The sequence below is a fragment of the Aliivibrio thorii genome, assembly GCF_057368585.1.
Map to the genome: position 1 here is coordinate 1,730,646 of NZ_CM170654.1, position 18,929 is coordinate 1,749,574.

General features: G+C 38.5%; 15 protein-coding genes and 1 pseudogene. 2 read left to right on the plus strand and 14 right to left on the minus strand.

Annotated features, from left to right (window positions below; translation table 11 throughout):
• Window positions 1-235 precede the first annotated feature (235 nt).
• The 10 genes and pseudogenes from AC2IP4_RS07810 to AC2IP4_RS07855 all read right to left on the minus strand — a co-directional run bounded on the left by AC2IP4_RS07810 (window position 236) and on the right by AC2IP4_RS07855 (window position 12,026).
• Entirely contained in the window at window positions 236-364 is a 129-nt protein-coding gene (locus AC2IP4_RS07810) for a hypothetical protein (protein ID WP_258132450.1), read from the minus strand.
• The gene (locus tag AC2IP4_RS07815; protein ID WP_486310161.1) at window positions 345-1,379 is read right to left on the minus strand and encodes an SIR2 family NAD-dependent protein deacylase; all 1,035 of its coding nucleotides are present in this window, start codon (window positions 1,377-1,379) and stop codon (window positions 345-347) included. Before AC2IP4_RS07815 ends, AC2IP4_RS07810 begins: the two co-directional genes overlap by 20 nt.
• Before the next feature lie 290 nt (window positions 1,380-1,669).
• A pseudogene (locus tag AC2IP4_RS07820) lies at window positions 1,670-1,843 on the minus strand (BCCT family transporter); the annotation flags it as partial.
• Window positions 1,844-1,916: 73 nt separating this feature from the next.
• Window positions 1,917-2,153: a hypothetical protein gene (locus AC2IP4_RS07825; protein ID WP_486307198.1), complete on the minus strand. Its 237-nt coding sequence runs from the start codon at window positions 2,151-2,153 to the stop codon at window positions 1,917-1,919.
• Complete coding sequence (locus AC2IP4_RS07830; RefSeq protein WP_486310162.1) at window positions 2,150-4,072, minus strand: S-type pyocin domain-containing protein; 1,923 nt, start codon at window positions 4,070-4,072, stop codon at window positions 2,150-2,152. Before AC2IP4_RS07830 ends, AC2IP4_RS07825 begins: the two co-directional genes overlap by 4 nt.
• A gap of 203 nt (window positions 4,073-4,275) precedes the next feature.
• On the minus strand, window positions 4,276-4,653 hold the full coding sequence (locus AC2IP4_RS07835; protein WP_375322274.1) for a helix-turn-helix domain-containing protein: 378 nt from the start codon (window positions 4,651-4,653) through the stop codon (window positions 4,276-4,278).
• 20 nt (window positions 4,654-4,673) lie between these two features.
• Window positions 4,674-4,985 (minus strand): type II toxin-antitoxin system HigB family toxin, encoded by a 312-nt coding sequence (locus tag AC2IP4_RS07840; RefSeq protein WP_486310163.1) that lies wholly within the window; start codon window positions 4,983-4,985, stop codon window positions 4,674-4,676.
• Between the two features lie 221 nt (window positions 4,986-5,206).
• Window positions 5,207-6,811: a BCCT family transporter gene (locus AC2IP4_RS07845; RefSeq protein ID WP_486310747.1), complete on the minus strand. Its 1,605-nt coding sequence runs from the start codon at window positions 6,809-6,811 to the stop codon at window positions 5,207-5,209.
• A gap of 329 nt (window positions 6,812-7,140) precedes the next feature.
• The gene (locus AC2IP4_RS07850; RefSeq protein ID WP_375322271.1) at window positions 7,141-9,684 is read right to left on the minus strand and encodes a hypothetical protein; all 2,544 of its coding nucleotides are present in this window, start codon (window positions 9,682-9,684) and stop codon (window positions 7,141-7,143) included.
• A gap of 305 nt (window positions 9,685-9,989) precedes the next feature.
• On the minus strand, window positions 9,990-12,026 hold the full coding sequence (locus tag AC2IP4_RS07855) for a prolyl oligopeptidase family serine peptidase (protein WP_375322270.1): 2,037 nt from the start codon (window positions 12,024-12,026) through the stop codon (window positions 9,990-9,992).
• A gap of 446 nt (window positions 12,027-12,472) precedes the next feature.
• On the opposite strand from AC2IP4_RS07855, the gene AC2IP4_RS07860 reads away from it, so the two are divergent.
• Complete coding sequence (locus AC2IP4_RS07860; protein ID WP_375322269.1) at window positions 12,473-14,425, plus strand: BCCT family transporter; 1,953 nt, start codon at window positions 12,473-12,475, stop codon at window positions 14,423-14,425.
• A 203-nt stretch (window positions 14,426-14,628) separates the two neighbouring features.
• Here AC2IP4_RS07860 and AC2IP4_RS07865 read toward each other — a convergent pair whose 3' ends face one another.
• Both AC2IP4_RS07865 and AC2IP4_RS07870 read right to left on the minus strand, forming a co-directional pair.
• On the minus strand, window positions 14,629-15,420 hold the full coding sequence (locus AC2IP4_RS07865; protein ID WP_375322268.1) for an arylamine N-acetyltransferase family protein: 792 nt from the start codon (window positions 15,418-15,420) through the stop codon (window positions 14,629-14,631).
• 157 nt (window positions 15,421-15,577) lie between these two features.
• On the minus strand, window positions 15,578-16,435 hold the full coding sequence (locus AC2IP4_RS07870) for a Vmh family MBL fold metallo-hydrolase (RefSeq protein WP_375322267.1): 858 nt from the start codon (window positions 16,433-16,435) through the stop codon (window positions 15,578-15,580).
• Window positions 16,436-16,578: 143 nt separating this feature from the next.
• Here AC2IP4_RS07870 and AC2IP4_RS07875 point away from each other — a divergent pair, with 143 nt between their 5' ends.
• The gene (locus tag AC2IP4_RS07875; RefSeq protein WP_486310164.1) at window positions 16,579-17,484 is read left to right on the plus strand and encodes a LysR family transcriptional regulator; all 906 of its coding nucleotides are present in this window, start codon (window positions 16,579-16,581) and stop codon (window positions 17,482-17,484) included.
• Window positions 17,485-17,506: 22 nt separating this feature from the next.
• Here the strand turns inward: AC2IP4_RS07875 and AC2IP4_RS07880 are convergent, their stop codons facing one another.
• Both AC2IP4_RS07880 and AC2IP4_RS07885 read right to left on the minus strand, forming a co-directional pair.
• On the minus strand, window positions 17,507-18,235 hold the full coding sequence (locus tag AC2IP4_RS07880) for a sulfite exporter TauE/SafE family protein (protein WP_375322265.1): 729 nt from the start codon (window positions 18,233-18,235) through the stop codon (window positions 17,507-17,509).
• Between the two features lie 92 nt (window positions 18,236-18,327).
• Window positions 18,328-18,867, minus strand: coding sequence for a YaeQ family protein (locus tag AC2IP4_RS07885; RefSeq protein WP_105054542.1), 540 nt, complete (start codon window positions 18,865-18,867; stop codon window positions 18,328-18,330).
• Between the last annotated feature and the right edge of the window lie 62 nt (window positions 18,868-18,929).

Consider the following 18,929-nt stretch of genomic DNA (forward strand, 5'->3'; position numbering starts at 1 on the left):
TCAATATCTGGTTTAGTGTTTGTGAACTCTATATAGGAATAAGTATTGAATATGCTTTATCGTAGGAAAAACACTTCAAGTACTTTTTTATCCATAATCCTTACTTTAATTCGATAAGGCTGAAGTTTAAATGGTTGCATGAGATACAGGACAGCCATCTTGGACAATAGTTTCTAAAACCACACGCACAAAAAAGCCGCGATGAACGCGGCTATTTTTTAAATCAATTGTTTTATTATGGTTTTGCAACAGTCAAAACTTTTCTTACCGTACCAGCTTTAATTGCATCAGAATATGCTTGAGATAACTTACGTAAACCTTCTGTTTTACGTTGCGCTGTAGTCTTACTGTTTTTTGAACGCATAGTTGACTCCTTCTAACCCAAAACCACACCAATGGTCATATTGTAATCTACTTGCATAAACGTTGGCAAGTCGATTGTAGAATAGCACAAGATTATCTTCAGCTGCCGATGCAGTGTATAATGTGACTTGTCTTAAAGATGAATGAGCTTTGATAGTAGACGCTATGATCATGCCAAGTAAGTTAAGCTCTCTCAAAGTAAAATTATTGTCAGGCTGTTCGAAGGGTGACTCACTTTCTCTATTAGACTGTAGATCAAACTTAATCTCATAAGCAGTATGATCGAGTTTTTGTCCGACAAGTTCTTCTAATTCTTTCTGTTCTTCCTCAGAGGTTACTACAAACTGTGTAGGAGTAAAGTAAACCTCATATGTTCGCTCATTGATAGAAAATGTTTTAATATCAATTTCATAATCCCCTAAGTCAATTATGTTAAACTCACTATGTAAATTTTGACTCAGTTCAAGAACAGAAAATGTATCTGAAAGATCTCCAACAGTTGTCTGTGATAATAAGTCGTCGTTGTTTACAATATTAAAGTTTAGAAAGCTTCCACCACATGCAAGTACTTCACTCTCTAGATAAGAAAGCGGATAACCATTATTACTAACACCAAGTACAACCATTAAATCACCAGAAGTCCAAGTAATAGAATTTAGGTCCAAAGATGCCACATCTTTATGATCGAAAATACTCTTAGGATCCTTAATGTTGCCATGGAGGTGGTGAACTGTTCCTCCTACTTGTTCAATAAGATCGTCGACGTTCAAAGTATAGTGGGTCATCTCTACACCGTGTGCCTGACAATAATGGTGCAGTTTAACTAACTCGCGATGTACAGAATTGGGCTTTATATGCAAAAACCTAGATTTCAAAGAAGAGATAGCACCTATCACAATATCTTCTGCTTGTGCTGAATGAAGAAGTAGATAATCACTGTCTAACTTGATTTCATCGTATATAGGCATACCCGATGGACTAGAAAGACCGGCTCCAGATAGTACAACTAGTTTCATTTTTACTCTTAAATATTTGAAGTTAGTATAACGATATAATGCTTATGGGTAACGTATATGATATTAAAAGTAATAACAAGAGGCTAATCCCCTCGCCAATCAAACTCAATTTCAAGTAACGCATCAGGAACGCCGCTAATAAGCTCACCGATACGAGCCATAGCTGCATTGTTATTTTGTGTTTATGGACTCTCTAAAAAACAAAAAACTCCCTAGCACAAAGTACCAGGGAGTTTTATTGTAGATCTAACTTTTACTTTAGTTCTTAATCTAGCTAAATACTAATGTGATTAGTTAACTCGCTTAGTCGCTACCTTTGGTTTATCAACTTCCGTTAATAGGCCTTTAAGTAGACTTGCACTGCCTAACAACATAATCATGGCGATAGCACCAGAGATAACAGCCCAAACCACTTTCTGTTTAACGGGTACTTCTAATTTACCACCCGCTGTCATGCCATCAATATAGTTTTCAATTTGAAGTAAGCACATCAGCACCATTTCCATCATGATAAAAATACTAATTTTTATTTACATGTTAACCATCATATTCAGCATACTCAATAATACGTTGCATAGAGTCGGAACCAAGATCTTCAATAACATCCAGAACTAAAAATATTTCAAGAAAATACGATAAATTACTTGGAACATCAATAGAATCCTCTAAGCAAACTATTGCATTTGATTTTATTGTCCAAGGCCTTTCTGCATAAATCGTATGCTCAGGATCTTCATTATTAATATTTAATAATACTTGTTCTAACGTTCTCATTTTTTCCCCCATATAGCATAACCCCCCTTATTTTCAGGGTGTAATATTTTCCATTCATCACTACCAATCGTATGATGCGAACGAGGAACTAAAACCATTTCCCCTTCACCTCGTTCATGGTGCCACGTCCAACCTTCTGGTGGTCTACGTGGAGCAAGGCCTGTTATTGTTCTACTTAAATTAACATCTAATAATTCCATTTGTCTTTTAAAATCAGCATCCGTTTCCATTTTATTCAACAAGTTTTCATTAGCCTCTTGAAAGTGCCTAGCCCTAGAGACCCCAGGATATGAATTAGGAGATAATTTAGTTTTAAATCCTGCGGTATATGCCTTTTTACTAAAAACCAAATATAACGGTGGTAAACCTGCATCAGCAGGAAATGTAACGATATACTCAACTAATTCATCTTCTGGGTAAAGTACCGTTCCTAATTCTTGCTCATGCTCTTCTATTGGTCTCACCCATACATCATGGACATCTAAGCCATCATACTCAGGACGCTCTGTGCTTGGGTCTAGCTTATCCTCTTCGCCATCGGGTACCCACGTTAGTGTAATACCCTCTTCAAGATCAATAACGAACTTATCACCATCTCGATTAGCAACTTTCTTTTTTACTCTTTCGCCATAAGCATACCCATCACCAGAATGTATACCAACGACTTGCTCAACCCCATTTTCATCTTTGTATAAGTTAAAACGAACGGTTGTATTTATTGCATCTGAGGTATCAAATTGAAGACTGCCATCAAGCGAGCCATCCCCTAACTGTGACGGCCATAATGCAGCAATAAGACCACCACCTAAACGAGCCATGCCACTAACTGCTGCATCAGATAAAATCCAACTCCCCATAGGTTTACTGACATTACTGCTTAGCGTGCCTAATAAACTACCGCCACTGGCGCTTGATGCAGGCAAGGCAAGAACGGTCATATCACCAAACTCTGTAGCTTTAGCCGTTGGATCTATCTTACATACATTCAATATCGGCGTTTGTTGCGGTATCGCATTATCATTAATCGCAGCTTTTACATTATGACGAAGCTGTGGAGTAGATGCCGACGTACAAGTATTAGCAAAGCTTATTGATTGTCCTATATTTTGAATTTTTACTGCAGGAAGCGTCTCATCTTCTTGTCCATGAGCTAACTTGTTTTCATGTTTGCTTTGAACGATAGCATTAACATCAAGCAAACAAGCGTGTGTATCAAGCCAATTTGAATCAATATCCTTAAATTGCTTAGAAGACATTTTTTGCGGAAGATAAAGTAAATGCTGACGTGCAATCACTGTGTTATTGATTTTCCAAGGCAGTAAAATGAAAGCATAATTATGAGCCGACACTAACTCATCAGTGAGAGTTTCTTTCGTTGAGCTAGTAACTTGAAACGCCCATTTTCCGGAACCTTTTAATTTATATTCATAACTTAATACATCATCAATAAAATGATAAAAATAACCTTCAGTTGGCCACCCTAAACGCTCCCCTACTTGAACAGCAGGCTTAATAGAAACAAAAGATTCAGTATGGCTTCCAGATCCTGCTTTAACTGGCTTTACATCATCAAATAAAATTGCATTGCCACATGAACAGAAAAATTCACGATAAAGTTTTTTCGGTTCATTAATATTTACGCTTGCAGTGAATAGAGTGAAACCTTCGTCGGTTTGTGTTTTATGCCATGATGATATGCTTTCTTCTTCCTTGGTCTTACCTAAAGAAAAAACACCGACTTGATAGGTATTCAATTCATCTTGAGAACAAGCGATTTCAATTGAGTATTCAAAAGCAGCGGCTTTCGCTTGTGGATCTGTAACTGGCTCATAATGAGGAATATCTGGCTTCGCTTGTTTTGCCACCTCTTCATTCCATGGAAAATAAGCCTTTACAAACTTTGTCGTCTTCTTTTCCATTTATTCCCTATCGTTACTTAAACCTCATCTGCAATGATAAGTGAAAACCTAAATGCATTTTTACTGAATGTAATAGGTAAAATAACCAAAACACCAGTTAAATTATATTAGTGATAAATATTCAGAATCAAGGATACCGGAAAAACAAAAACACACCTAGATAGGAGCGTTTGGAGTTAAGTATAGCATCAGGAGTTAACTGATTATTTCACAAGTTGATATTCGCCAATAAGACTCTCAAGTGGAATATTCAACTTACTATTTAAGTTTCTAATCATGGTGAGTGAAAGACGTCTCTTTCTCTTTAAAATCTCCGTAACTCGGCTGCGTTGCCCTAATATTGGTGTTAAGTCATTATCACTTAATCCAAGCTGCTCCATTCTGAATTTAATTGCTTCTACTGGATCTGGCGCTTCAATTTTATGATGAACGCTTTCGTATGCTTCAGCTAAAGTGGTTAAAATTTCTAATTCATCAAACTCAATATCTGGTAATGCATCAGGATCTCCGCTAGTAAGCCTACTGATACGGGCCATAGCTGCTGTGTAATCATCTTTAGTTCTAATTGGCTTAATATTCATAATTTATTACCACTACATTGTTATTTGAATAAATCGATGCTTTCTGCATCAACGTCATCATACTGTTTATGTGTCCCTACAAATTTCACGTAGAAAGCTTTTAAACGATAGCTCACTGAAACAATCAATCTATATTTGTTACCACAGATGTTAAAAACGACCCTTTTATTTCCTACGATACTTGCGTTTTTATACTGTGCTTTTATTTCATGAGGAGAATTCCAATCTGCTTGAATAACCTCATCGTGCCACGCTTTTAATGCTTCTTCTGAATCTTTATAGAGTGGGTTTAAGTAAAACTCTATAAGAATTGGTTTTGAAATAACTCGCACATAGCCTCCGTTCTATGATTAAGTTCCCATTATGGGAATAACTGTATAAAATGTCAACTTAACTTTCCCATTTAGGGAATAATAAAGATAAAAAGTAATAATTTTGCGTTATTCAACCGTATCAATTATTTGTTATTGCATAAAACAAAAAACTCCCCAGCACAAAGTACCAGAGAGTTTTTCAGTAAATCTAATTTTAACCTAACAACAAGCTAACCTAACTAATTAACTCGCTTAGTGGCTGCCTTTGGCTTATCAACTTCCGTCAATAGCCCTTTAAGTAGACTTGCACTGCCTAGTAAGAGAATAATTGTGAATGGCATTGCTGCAATAATAGTGATTGATTGCAGAGCTTGAATAGATTCAGTACCACCAATCCACAACATAATCATGGCAATAGCACCAGAAATAACAGCCCACACTACTTTCTGTTTAACAGGTACTTCTAATTTGCCACCTGCTGTCATGCCATCAATAACGATAGAGCCTGAGTCCAACGTTGTCACAAAGAAAACGATAATCAATGCTACCGCAATAAAAGATAAAATATCCCCAAACGGATAAGCATCTAGCATGTGGAACAAGCTTAGAGAAACATCGCTAATACCTTGTTGAGCGCCTAATAGCCCAATTTTATCCATCACTTGTTGAATAGCCACACCGCCGAAGATAGACATCCAAGCCGTTGTTACCATAGTAGGAATAAGCATTACGCAAAGAAGGAATTCACGAACAGTACGTCCTTTAGATATACGAGCTACAAACATACCAAAGAAAGGCGCATACGCAACCCACCATGCCCAATAGAACACCGTCCAACCATGCAACCAAGTCGTATCCTCACGGCCAGACGTTTGGCTTAACGGAATAATATTTTTCACATAACCAGTAACTGCCGTCACTAAAGAATCCAATACCGTCGTGAAATTCAAAACAGCAATCAAACCAAGAAAGATAAAGGCAATAACCATGTTTAGGTTACTTAGAAACTTAACACCGCCATTCATACCACGGAGAACAGAAATGATCGCCAGACCCATGATCAACACGATAATAGACTGCTGAAGGTAAATGCTGTTGTCCATTCCGAAAACATGACTGATGCCACTGGCTGCTTGCGAGCCACCTAAACCAAGAGACGTTGCCAAGCCAAACAAGGTAACTAATACCGTTAAGATATCAATCACATCACCGGTTCTACCCCAAACTCGATCACCTAGCAGTGGATAAAACACCGAACGCATTGATAATGGCAGTCCTTTGTTATAAACAAAATAAGCAAGGCAAAGTGCCGTCATGCCATAAATAGCCCATGCATGTAAGCCCCAATGAAAGACGGTTGCACCTAATGCTAATTCACGCCCTGCTTCTGTAAAAGGCTCTACGTTAAGCGGGGTTCCAAACCAATTGGTAAAGAATGCGGTTGGCTCTGCAACACCCCAGAATATAAGTCCAATCCCCATACCTGCAGCAAATAACATCGAGATCCAAGAGGCTTTTGAATAATCTGGTTTCGCCCCCTCTCCACCTAAGCGGATTTTACCCAAAGGTGAAAACGCAATAATAATCGCCAAAATTAATAATATGTTAGCTCCCCACATAAAGAGGAAGTCAAAATTTGCTAACACTGAGCCTTTAATTGAATCAATGGCGGCTTTTGCGTCTGTAGGAGGTAATGCGAGAAGAGTGATAATGAAGAGAAGAGATAAGCCGACTGAGGCCATAAAAACGGTGTTGTGGACATCCATGCCCCATTTACTAATGTTATCTTGACCAACTTCGTAATCCGTCGATTCAATACTGTACTTTTTTGATTTAAAACCCATAAATGATAATGTTCGCATATCCGGATTAACGAATATAAGGACAACTCCTTATCCAATTACTATTTGATTGAGTAGCGGTACCATATAAATAAACATGATAGATATCACCACTGTAGGTGATTAATTACTCTTTTTCTCAATCCCAAGCGGCGAATTGTAACACAAATGAGGGGTTATTGTGATTATAGTGTTTCGGGAGGATTGCTAAGGTAATTGCTCAGTAAATACATCATCATTGCCTCCAGTCTTTGACAATGATTTATAGCAAAAAATAAAACGCTTCTAGATAGAAGCGTTTGGAGTTAAGTATCGTTATTATGAACTACTGGTTAATCGAACTCAATAACATACATTGCTTCACGGTTATAAACCGGTGCCCATGATGGAGCTACCATTTCTTGTTTAATGTAACCACGGTTAATGTACCAACGAATATTTACATCAGCCATATCACCAACAAAGACTTTTTCGGTTACTCGGCACGCATCAAATGTACCAGCTTCAACTGTAACTGATTCTTTCCCTTCAAAGGTTTCAGAGTAGTTAATTACATTACGCTCAAGCTCGTTAAAAGAGCCACCAACCAAATCCAAATTTTTAAGTGCAACGAGTGATACTTTCTCATACGAGTTAGCATAAACGTAATTGAGAAGCTTAGGCGAGCTTGATTTTTTCACTGGTAAAGTGGCTGTTAGGCTACCCCATCCACCAAAATATCCATCAGCATTTAACCCCTCAGCACCATAATAGTAATCTGCGTCGTAATAGAAATCTTCCATTGAAAGTAGCGTAAAATCAGCATCATGAGATTTAAATCGGGTTTTCTCTAAACTTTCATTTGTAGCCGCAACCCAAGCAGGCATGTCATATACATTACTATACGCTGTCGCCCATGAGAAATCGTTCCCCATGTACTCCTTTGTTTCAATATACTCAGTTAACGCACCATCATTAACCCAAGCAACAGATTTTTGTGCACTATAAGTGATTGTATGGCCTGATTCTAATACATAACTTGCATCTTCTAAACTTGCTAAACAAGCATTAAAAGTGAGTGCTTCTGGTAAGCTGTCCTTCAAAAATTGAAGTGTATTCGCACCAAATACATACTCTTCTTCAAGCTCAAGTGATATCTCAGCTGCAACACGTACAAATCCTTCAACTACCGTTAGATAAAGAGTTCCATCCTCTCGGCTAAAGTTATTCCATGTAATATCGTCTCGATTCATTAACGCCTCAGGAGCCGTAACCTTTCTGATTACTTTTCCGTGAGAATTCATATCTTCCCAATGTCCAACGGCCACAACTTCTGAAACTGGATTCATGTAGTCCCATGTATAAAAATTAACGACACCCCCGGCAACGATTTCAGCTAGAATACCTCCGTTTGAAATACCAGCCATGATTGCCGTCGCATTTACATCACCATCTGCCACGTCTTTGAAAATTTGCTCAAGTGCTGTGGCTGGCGCTCCCGGGCCAACTCCAGTCTCCACAGCAACCGAGTTACACATTCCACCACGCTCTGCTTTTTGCTCTTCAGTACACCAGTTGCCTTCATTAAAGGTGAAATAAGACTCAATCTCAGGCTGAATTTTTAAGTTATATGCGTAAGTACCTTGAGGGAAATCGAGAGTATCTGCGTAGAGACTTGTCCAAACACCATCATCGGCAGTTTTCGCTAAGATTTTTTGAACATTAAGACCTGATACATCTACCTTTTTCATTCTGGCTTTAAGAGATAAATCTCGGGTTGCCGTAACTAATGTCTCTGCTCCATCTGATCTTGGTTCAATAGTAACGATAGTGTCGTCAGCGGTAACCCAACCATCCGCAGTTAGTGCACGTTGAAGATTTTCTGAAGAGCCTGAAACTTGTAAATCAAAGCCATCAAAATCGGCGTTAGAAAAGTATATTTTTTCATCTACATTGCCATCATTATCCTGAGTAATAACACCGTACTCTAAACGTGGTGTAATGCCGGTATTGCTACCTAACCAGAGTAAGCCTTCGTTCTCAGCCAACTCAGCTACGCTTGCTTTTTTCGATTCAAGAGCAGCATTGTTTACATCAACTTTGTCTTGCAGATTTTCAATGGTGATATTGATATGCTCATCTTTCACCGAATTAGCCACACTTCCTACATCAAAAGCACCACCAGCAGACTGCACACTAGACACAATGACTGCAACCGCATTGCTTACTTCTTCAGTAATAACATTCATTAGGTCTTTATTTGAAATACCATTTTGTGCGGCCGAGTCTTTTAGCTCATCTAATTTATCTCCCAGGACGGTCGCCGTGACTTGAGCTACTTTATGTAGTTTTTCAAACTCTGCTTTTTCTGCATCACTTAATGAAGTGCTTTGCTTTTCTGCAATGTAGTCTTTTGTAATATCGAGATCTGTACCTAGTTGAGCTTGGACAAATTGAATCGCCTCTTCAGCAGAATTTCCCTTTTCAATTTGATTTTGAATAAAGGTACTTATCGGACTGACAAAATCAGAACCTGCTGGAGCTGTCAGTGAATAGCCTTTAGTTAATAAAACACCAGGAGCATCACTATCAATGGTTTGATTAGCAATGACTTCAACAAGTAAATGATGAAGATCTAATTGTTCTTGAATGACATCAAGAGTAAATGAACCATTTTCATCGGTGGTTGCAGAAGGTTCGTCATCATCACAAGATTTATTGTTATTTAAATCTAAGCAGACATTTGCATATTGTAAGTAGCCATCTGCTGCTTTACCTGCATGAGTAATATTAGTTTCATTTGGCGTGGTCGCGCCATTATCCGATGAAGAATCACCACCACATGCCGATAATGAAAAGGCAATAACACTAGCCAACAACGTTTTTGGGAAGTTCATAATATCTCCGTATATATTAAATTGGTTATATTTATCGGAGTTATTTTTTATCAATTAGATAACATTACCAACATAAAATAAACATTCATGCGATCGACAACACATCATTGTGTTAATTACTGTTATGTCACTCGAACTTTATTTTTCTGTAATAAAAACCTGCTAACAACGCCGATCTAACATATTGAATAATAAAGATAAAAAACAAAAAACCGCACACAGACCTACATACGGTTTTAATATTAATGACTAACGGTATATATCGTTAATTCATAGAGGGGGAATTAAGACGATAAACTAACCAGTTACTCAAACGGATTCACCTTCATATTACTCAAGGTAAATGCGTAAACATCCGCCATTAAGTCGATCGATTTTGAAATTGGCATTCCTGCTCCATGACCAGCATTAACATCAATGCGGATCAATACAGGGTTCTCACCCGATTGCTTGGCTTGCAACTCTGAAATGAACTTATAAGAGTGTGCAGGAACAACGCGATCATCATGATCCGCTGTCGTCACCAAAGTAGCTGGGTATTCCACGCCCTCTTTCACGTTATGCACTGGAGAGTAATTTAATAGGTAATTAAACATTTCTTCGCTTTGTGCCGAAGTGCCGTAGTCGTACGCCCAACCTTCACCAGAAGTAAAAGTGTGATAACGAAGCATATCCAACACGCCTACTGCAGGCAAAGCGACTTTAAATAACTCAGGCCGTTGCGTCATACACGCGCCAACCAATAGACCGCCGTTTGAGCCGCCACGAATTGCCAAATGTGATGAGTCGGTATAACCAGCATCAATTAAATATTCCGCAGCTGCAATGAAATCATCAAATACGTTCTGTTTTTTCTGTTGTGTTCCTGCATTGTGCCATTCTTTTCCATACTCACCGCCACCGCGAATATTGGGAATCGCATAAATACCACCTAACTCTAGCCAACTGGCCATTACACCACTAAAACTTGGCGTTAAGCTAACGTTAAAACCCCCGTAGCCATATAGAATGGTTGGATTGGTGCCATCAAGATCAATGCCTTTACGATAAGAGATAAGCATTGGGACTTGAGTGCCATCTTTTGAGGTATAGAACACTTGTTTAGATTCAAACTTATCAGAATCAAACGGTGATGCAGAGGCTAAGTACAACTCGGTATGGCCGGTTTTTACATCAAATTGGTAGATAGTTGGTGGTGTGACGTAGTTGGTAAAGGTAAAAAATAGATCTGTTTGATCTTTCTTACCTGATAATCCCGTCACTTGGCCTTCTCCCGGTAACTCGATCTCACGGAGTAAGTTACCTGAAAAATCATATTGTTTAATTTGGCTTAAAACATCCACCATGTAATGCGCAAATAAGGTACTCCCACCAACACTGATCTCAAGAGGCTGTGGCTGCTCTGGAATAACATCTATCCAATCACATGTGACTGCATTATAGGAAACGATCTTACCGTTTGGTGCATTGAGATTGGTGTACATTAATAGACGAGTGTCTTCATTCTCAATAACGTAAGTATCTGAATCAGTATGATCTAATACGGTAATTCGAGTTGGGTTATTACCGTTTAATCGATCAATAAAGAGCTTGTTACCTGAGGTTGATGTCGCGGCTGAAATAACCAAATATGCATCGTCTTCTGTCGTATAGCCACTGACATAACGGTGCTTCTCTTCTTCTTTAGATCCAAAAATGATTTCATCTTGAGATTGAGGTTTACCGATTTCATGAAAATAGAGTTTATGTTGCTCAGTTCGTGCTGATAACTCACTGCCAGTCGGTTTATCATAGCTAGAGTAATAAAAACCTTTAGATCCTAACCATGAAATATCAGTAAATTTTGCATCGACAATCGGTGCTTCAATCTGTTTCTTGGTTTCAGTATTTAATACAAAAATCTTTCGCCAATCACTGCCCGCTTCTGAAATCGAATAGGCAACTAATGAGGTGTCTTTAGAAAAGCTAACCGATCCTAAAGAGGTGGTACCCTCTTCACTAAAAGTGTTTGGGTCAAGAAAGACTTCTATCTCTCCGCCTTCTTTTGAGCGATACAGAACACTCTGATTTTGTAAACCGTCATTTTGATAGAAGTAAGTATAATCACCACGCTTGAATGGCTGTGAGGTTTTTTGATAATCCTGGCCTTTTGCGATTAAAACACGAATATCATCACGAAAATCAATATGAGAAAGATAATCAAAGGTGGCTTCGTTTTGTTTATTTACCCATGATTCAGTTTCTTCACTTCTGTCATCTTCTAACCAACGATATGGGTCAGCAATGGCATGAGAAAAATAGTGATCAACCGTTGAGTCTTTTTTTGTGAAAGGATAAATCATGATACATCCCTATTTATAATTAGTTATCTATTCGTAGAATACGCTCATTAAAAATAAGAATGCAACAGTTTGATGATTTAAGACTAGTTATTGATGCATAGAGTATTAAGGTTCGGTTTACAGTGACGCATTAAGGTTTTTATTTACTTTAGAATATTTATTAAACAGTTGGTTTTTATCACAAATATTTATGATACTTTGATCACACTTTTGATTAATTCAAGAAATAAGTTTGTCGACAGATGAACCAATTAGCACTATTTTATCTTCAATCCACATTAATCGTGATCTGGATAACTTTCGAGCATTACATTACTCACAAAAAAACCGTCCGCATACAATATTTATACTCTATTAATTTAAGTTGAACCCGTCTGATCCCCTCAGCACGGGGAATTATTGGTGCGTGCACTTAATTAAATCTGTTTTTATTACGGACAATAAAAATGAAAAAACACTTCGAGCTTATCGATAAACCCACTTTTTTCGGCGCAATATTATTGCTTTGTGCAGTTGTTATTCCTTTACTGGTATTTCCAGCGGAAGGCGCTGAGTGGATTGCCGTAGCTAAAACATTTATGACCGACAAACTAGGCTTTGCTTATTTAGCTCTAGGTTTAGCGGCATTTTTCTTCATGATTTACATCGTGTTCTCTGATATCGGCCAAATCAAGCTGGGTGATCCAGATGAAAAACCTGAATTTGCATTAGCGTCTTGGGCTGCAATGCTATTTTGTGGCGGTATCGGTGCCAGTATTTTATACTGGGGGACGATTGAATGGGCATACTACTATCAAAATCCCCCGTTTCAACTAGAAGCTGGCAGTGAAGAAGCGGTACGTTGGGCGGCAACTTATGGCTTGTTCCACTGGGGTCCAATTGCGTGGTGTATCTATATGATCCCTGCAATTCCAATTGCTTACTTCTTCTATGTACGTAAACAACCTGTACTCAAAGTATCTGCTGCTCTTATGCCTGTTATTGGCGAAGCACACAGCTTTGGTAAGCTAGGTAAAGTCATTGATGTACTATTTATCTTTGGTTTATTAGGCGGCGCGGCTACAACCTTAGGTTTAGCAGCACCACTGATTAACGAAGGTATTAGCTACTTATTTGGTATTCCGGCAACAACTGGCAGCCAGATTTTAGTATTGATGGTATGTACCGCCATCTTTGCTTACTCATCTTACATGGGTATGGACAAAGGCATTAAGATTTTAAGTAACATTAATTTCTGGGGTGCGCTAGGTTTACTGCTGTTTGTATTAGTTTGTGGCCCTACCATCTTTATGCTGGAAACAGGCTTAGATTCAATCGGTCGTATGCTGTCTAACTTCTTTGTGATGGCAACTTGGGCTGAACCTTTTGGTGGTATGGGCACATTTGAAGATACTCATTTCCCACAAGATTGGACGATTTTCTACTGGGCGTGGTGGTTAGTATTTGCACCAAGCATGGGTCTATTCGTTGCACGTATTTCACGCGGTAGAACAATTAAGCAAATGGTTTCTGGTGCGGTATTCTTCGGTTCTTTAGGCTGTTCAATGTACTTCATCATTCTAGGTAACTACGGTTTATCTCTGCAGTTATCAGGTGAGCTAGATGTAGTGGGAATTCTGAATTCAGAGGGCGCAACTCGTGCTATCTTCGCAACTTTAGAAACACTGCCGTTTAGTACTTTCGTCATTGCTTTGTTTACCTTGTTATGTGTGATTTTCACCGCGACAACGTTTGACTCTATCTCTTATATTTTAGCGTCAGTAGTACAAACGAACGTAACTGAAGACCCAATGCGTTGGAACCGTCTGTTCTGGGCTTTCACTCTATCATTTATGCCATCAGCATTAATGTTTATGGGTGGTTTGGCTACATTACAAACAGCAGCAATTGTTGGAGGTTTACCGCTATTGGTTATCGCAGTAATGCTAATGATCTCTGGTGTTAAAGCGGCAATGCTAGACTTATCTCACCAAGATAATTACGTGGATCCAGTAATCAATATCTCCGATTTACCAGATGTTGATCCTTGGAGCAAAGAAGGCCAAGCATTGGCTCGCTTTGAACAACTACGTGATAACGCAATTGAAGCAGCAGACCTAGAACGTGAAGCAAACGACGCAATTTGGATGCTGAAAAAACAATTACGTAAAGAAGCATTAGCACGTGGAGAATCAAGCGTTGATTTAGGCGATGCGCCTGATGAGATCATTGAGAAGTTACGTCAATTAACGGATGACTCAATGACAGCTAAAGAAGCAAAACTAGCGGCGTCTGAGCTTGCTCAAGAAGCCCGTGTTTCTTTTGATGCATTGATGCGCCAAAAGGTCGAAGAAGAAACTTTACAAGCAAATGAAAATGTTAAATCGGCGATTAAAACAAGGTTGAACTCGCCAAATTAACCTAGTTTTGTAGTTAATATTTCCTGTAAATACGCAGATATTGACTCAAACACTAAATACAAAAAACCGCTCAATCTAAGAGCGGTTTTTTGCTTATTCATCCACATATTATCAATCTTTTACCAGAATATGGCTCAAGGTGCTATAAAAAATATAACAGAATAAACATAGCTACCTCCAGCTCAAATATGATTAGAGTTAGCCTAAAAATACTGCTCAACTTTTTGATAAGATATATTAGGCTTTAAACCAAAATACTCTTTCAGTGCTGAAAAATACGCCTGCTCATCGTCAAGAATCGTTTCTTTAATCGTATCGCCTACTCTGATTTTCAACTGTTGATTTACCATTACATTACTGCCGACTTCAGTCGCTAAAACAATAACTAATTTTGACGTAAAAACAGAGTTCGGATGAGTTGAAGAATAGTGATTTGCATACTCTAAATCCCCCATGCACACATGCTCCATATCAAAACTGTAGGTATTTTTCCACTCACCTTCATCTTTAATTTGCAGCATCACACCATAACGTTCATAACGAACAAAACGGAAAGACTGAAGATCCGTCGTCAGTTCTTTATTAAAAACAATAGGTAATGGCGACCTTGGTGTAAAAAGACCAAAACCCGCGTCTACCAACCAGTGTTGATTATTAATAACGGCTAATGTAACGCGATGTCCACGCCCTGTCGGTGTTTCTGATAAATGAACTCGGCCCAGCAACGCTCTTACTTCAAAGCCTAATGTATTCAACACTGTGTGAAGTAAACCGTTCACTTCATGACAATAGCCTCCTCGTTTGTTTACAACAAGTTTGTCGTATATCGCGTCGTCCGATAAAAGAATGGTTTTACCGTCGATTACATCAATATTTTCAAACGGAATATGTCGATGCTGGGCACGATGAATCTTTTTCAGGATCTCTTCAGTTATTGCCGTCTCTCCGACAAAGCCTATTCGATTGAAGTATGCCGTTAGTTTTTCTGGGTTCATACAATGACCTTATTTCATATTTAAATGTGATTATTCAAAACTTGAAATCAAGCTTAATACCTAAAGCTAACTTTAGGTAAAGCCTTTTTCACGTTAAATATCATAAATATGAAATAGCATCATAAATCCCTAAAAATAAATTAAAATATCATTCAAATTACCATTCCATCTCACCTGTATTTACTTTCGCGCTTAATGACAAATCCTCTTCACCAGCTAACAATGGGTAATGACCTTTCATTGTTTTAATGACATTTTTAGATTTATTTGATTGAGATAACGCCTCTTCAAAGTGTTTTAAATAGTTAAGCGTAAACGAAACGGCCTCAGTCTTTTTCGGTATATCTCCAAGATAATGCCCCGGAATAACTACCTCTGGCTCTAATGCCATCATTCTCTCTAATGATTGTGACCACTCATTTCTTGCTTCTTTTGTTTGTGAATCTGCTGTCCAAACGTGCATTCCAGAAGAAATCGATACACCACCAAACACAGCCTTCGCTGATGGTACCCACAAATAAGCTTGGTGTGTGTTTATCTCTTTCACTTCTATCTTTTTACCATCAAGCATCAGCGTTGTATCGTTTAATACCTCTGGCACGATAATCTCTGCTGGCGCACCATCACCTAAAATTGGTCCCCAATACGCCAATTTCATGTCCATTGTCTGCTTAATGTGCTCAACAACAGATTCACTTGCGACTACTTTTACGTCGGGAAATGCTTTTACTAGCGGTTGTAGTCCAAAGTAATAATCTGGATCGCCACCACTGATATAAATCATACTAAGCTTTTTATCCTGATCTTTGATCTTATTGACTAACGCGAAGCCATCGTTAGTACTGAATTGTGCATCGAATAAAATTGCATTCTTTTCTCCACTAACAAGAACCGATGTAGTTGGAAAAACCCCCTCTTTACCTGGGTTATACGGTGACAATTGCAAATCAGCTGCCGAGGCATAGCTCATCAATATAAAGGTGCTCGTTAAAGTGATAGCAGAAAGTTTAGTCATAAATTACCTACGTATAATTAAGATTATTTTAATAAATAGTCGCGTTAAAAGACCATGTTATTAGATTGTATTTCGTTGAAATACCCGATAATCTAACTTTCACTGTTTCATTTTTCGAACATATAAATATTGAGTAGGTTGTTATGGATAGGCTGACCGCATTACATGTTTTTGTCACTATTGTTGAACAGAAGAGCTTAAGCTCAGCGGCTGAGCATCTTGGTATGTCACGAGCAAAAGTGTCACGTTATTTAGCTGAATTAGAGAATTGGATGGACGTAAGATTACTTCATCGAACAACCAGAAGCTTGAGTTTAACAACCCCAGGTGAAGAGACTCTTGAAGCTGCACGTAATCTACTCGCACTGGCTGGCACCTTGGATGGAATTAGAAACCAAAACACAATACAACTAAAAGGTCAGCTCAGAATAACAGCAAGCTATTCATTAATAGATAGTTTTCTTATTGATGTTATCGATGACTTTGTCACTATGTGGCCAGAGACATCGGTTGATATTCTTTCTACTGATGAATCTGTAAATATTGTTGAATCTCGGATTGATTTAGCCATTCGTATTACGAATGATTTAGAACCCAATGTCGTCGCTAAACGATTAGGTGAATGCAGATCTGTCATTTGTGCCTCACCAAAATACCTAGAAAAACACCGAGGACCTCAAAACGTACAAGAGTTGAGTCAGCATAACTGCCTTTCTTATACATATTTTGGACGTTCTGCGTGGGTATTTTATGGCCCAAACGGAGCAGAGTCCGTTCCGATTCAGGGCAATATTAGTGCGAACCTCTCTGAGATCTTACTTTCTGCAACGCTGCGTGGTAATGGGATCAGTCAACAGCCATTCCCGACGGTTCAACCTTTAATTGAACGTGGCGAGCTAATTCAATTATTACCAGAGTGGCAGCCAAAAACCTTGAGTGTTTATGCTATTTACGCAACTCGAAAACAAGTGACTCCCTTGCAGAGAGCATTCATTGATTACCTAACGGAGAGCATGAAATCATCCTCATATTGGCAAAGTCAGAAATGAATGTTGTCTTAATGATTAACCCTTATGTTAGCGCCAATAAAATCGCAGCAATACCAGAGATTGAACACATCACTAGAGATACTTTTCTTATCGTATCTTTGTCGATTTTGTCGACCAGTTTCATTGCCACTAAATAGCCAATAAACGAAGCGGGAAGTAATGGTAGAGTAAGATACAGATGATTCAGACTCATGTACCCAGCAGGCACTTGAATCGCTAATGAGATAACACTACTCACAACAAAAAACGCCGATAAATTAGCTCGAATCAGATTAGCCTCTTGATGCTGTAATAATAACGCCATTGGAGGGCCACCAATACCAGAGCTTGTGCCAAACAAACCAGAAAAGAAACCCGCAACCGTCATTCTTGAGTTATTTGGTTCAATACGAAATGGCAATAAGCTCACCGCAACGGCAAGTAATACAACAACCCCAATCCAAAGTGACAAGAGTTTTGAGTCAACATAATAAAGTAAAAACCCACCACATACCGAACCCGGAATTCTACCTAAAAAAGCATAACCTAAACCACGAAAAGAGACATTCGCTTTGTATTTATAGGCGTTAATAATGGAAAGAAATAACCCAACAATAACAATAGGTCCAGGAACATAATTGGGCGAGATTAGAAATAATAAAGGAGCGGTTACAATCGCCAAACCAAAGCCAATCGCACTTTGTATAAATGAGCCAATGAAAATCAAGATCATCGCAAAGAACAAACCAAAATCCATTAAAGTAAACTCCATAAAAAATGCCTTCTGCTATGGTTATAACAGAAGGCATTATGAACTAGATTTTAAAAAGGAAATAGCAGTATTACACTCTTTACCCTTCTATATTAGTCAACAGATTGCAATGTTTCCCATGTCACTTCACAATCACCTTTCACTGTAGAAATAAACGCCGAATCACCCGTGATCATCACTGAGAACTCCATTGTTCTTTCTAAGAACGTAGAAAACTCTTGTATCTGCTCCCAATCAAAACGGACAACATCAACTGGGTATTGTCTAAATTTGCTTTGATTTTGTTTCCACCACACATCCGATTTTGAGTTAAAGCTGTACACTTTAGTCACTTTAGATTGACGTGAGGCTTTTTTCATACGCTCAGGATCTGGCTCACCAGCATCAATCCACAATGAGATAGTGTCATCGTATTCACGAACCCAAATATCGGGCTCATCAACCGCTGATAATCCCTTAGTAAACGTTAAGCGCTCTTCTGCATTCAAACAAAATGCTAATACTCGAGCCATCATACGCTCTACATTTTCTGAAGGATGCTGAGCGATGGTTAAGTTTACTGAATCATAATGGTCACGGTTCATGTCCGTTAGAGCAACACGAAATTTATAGATGGTTGGTTTGATAGCCACTGGCTTTCCTAACTATTGAGAATTGCAGGCATTGTACGCGATTCTTGTTGGTTAGCTAGGCA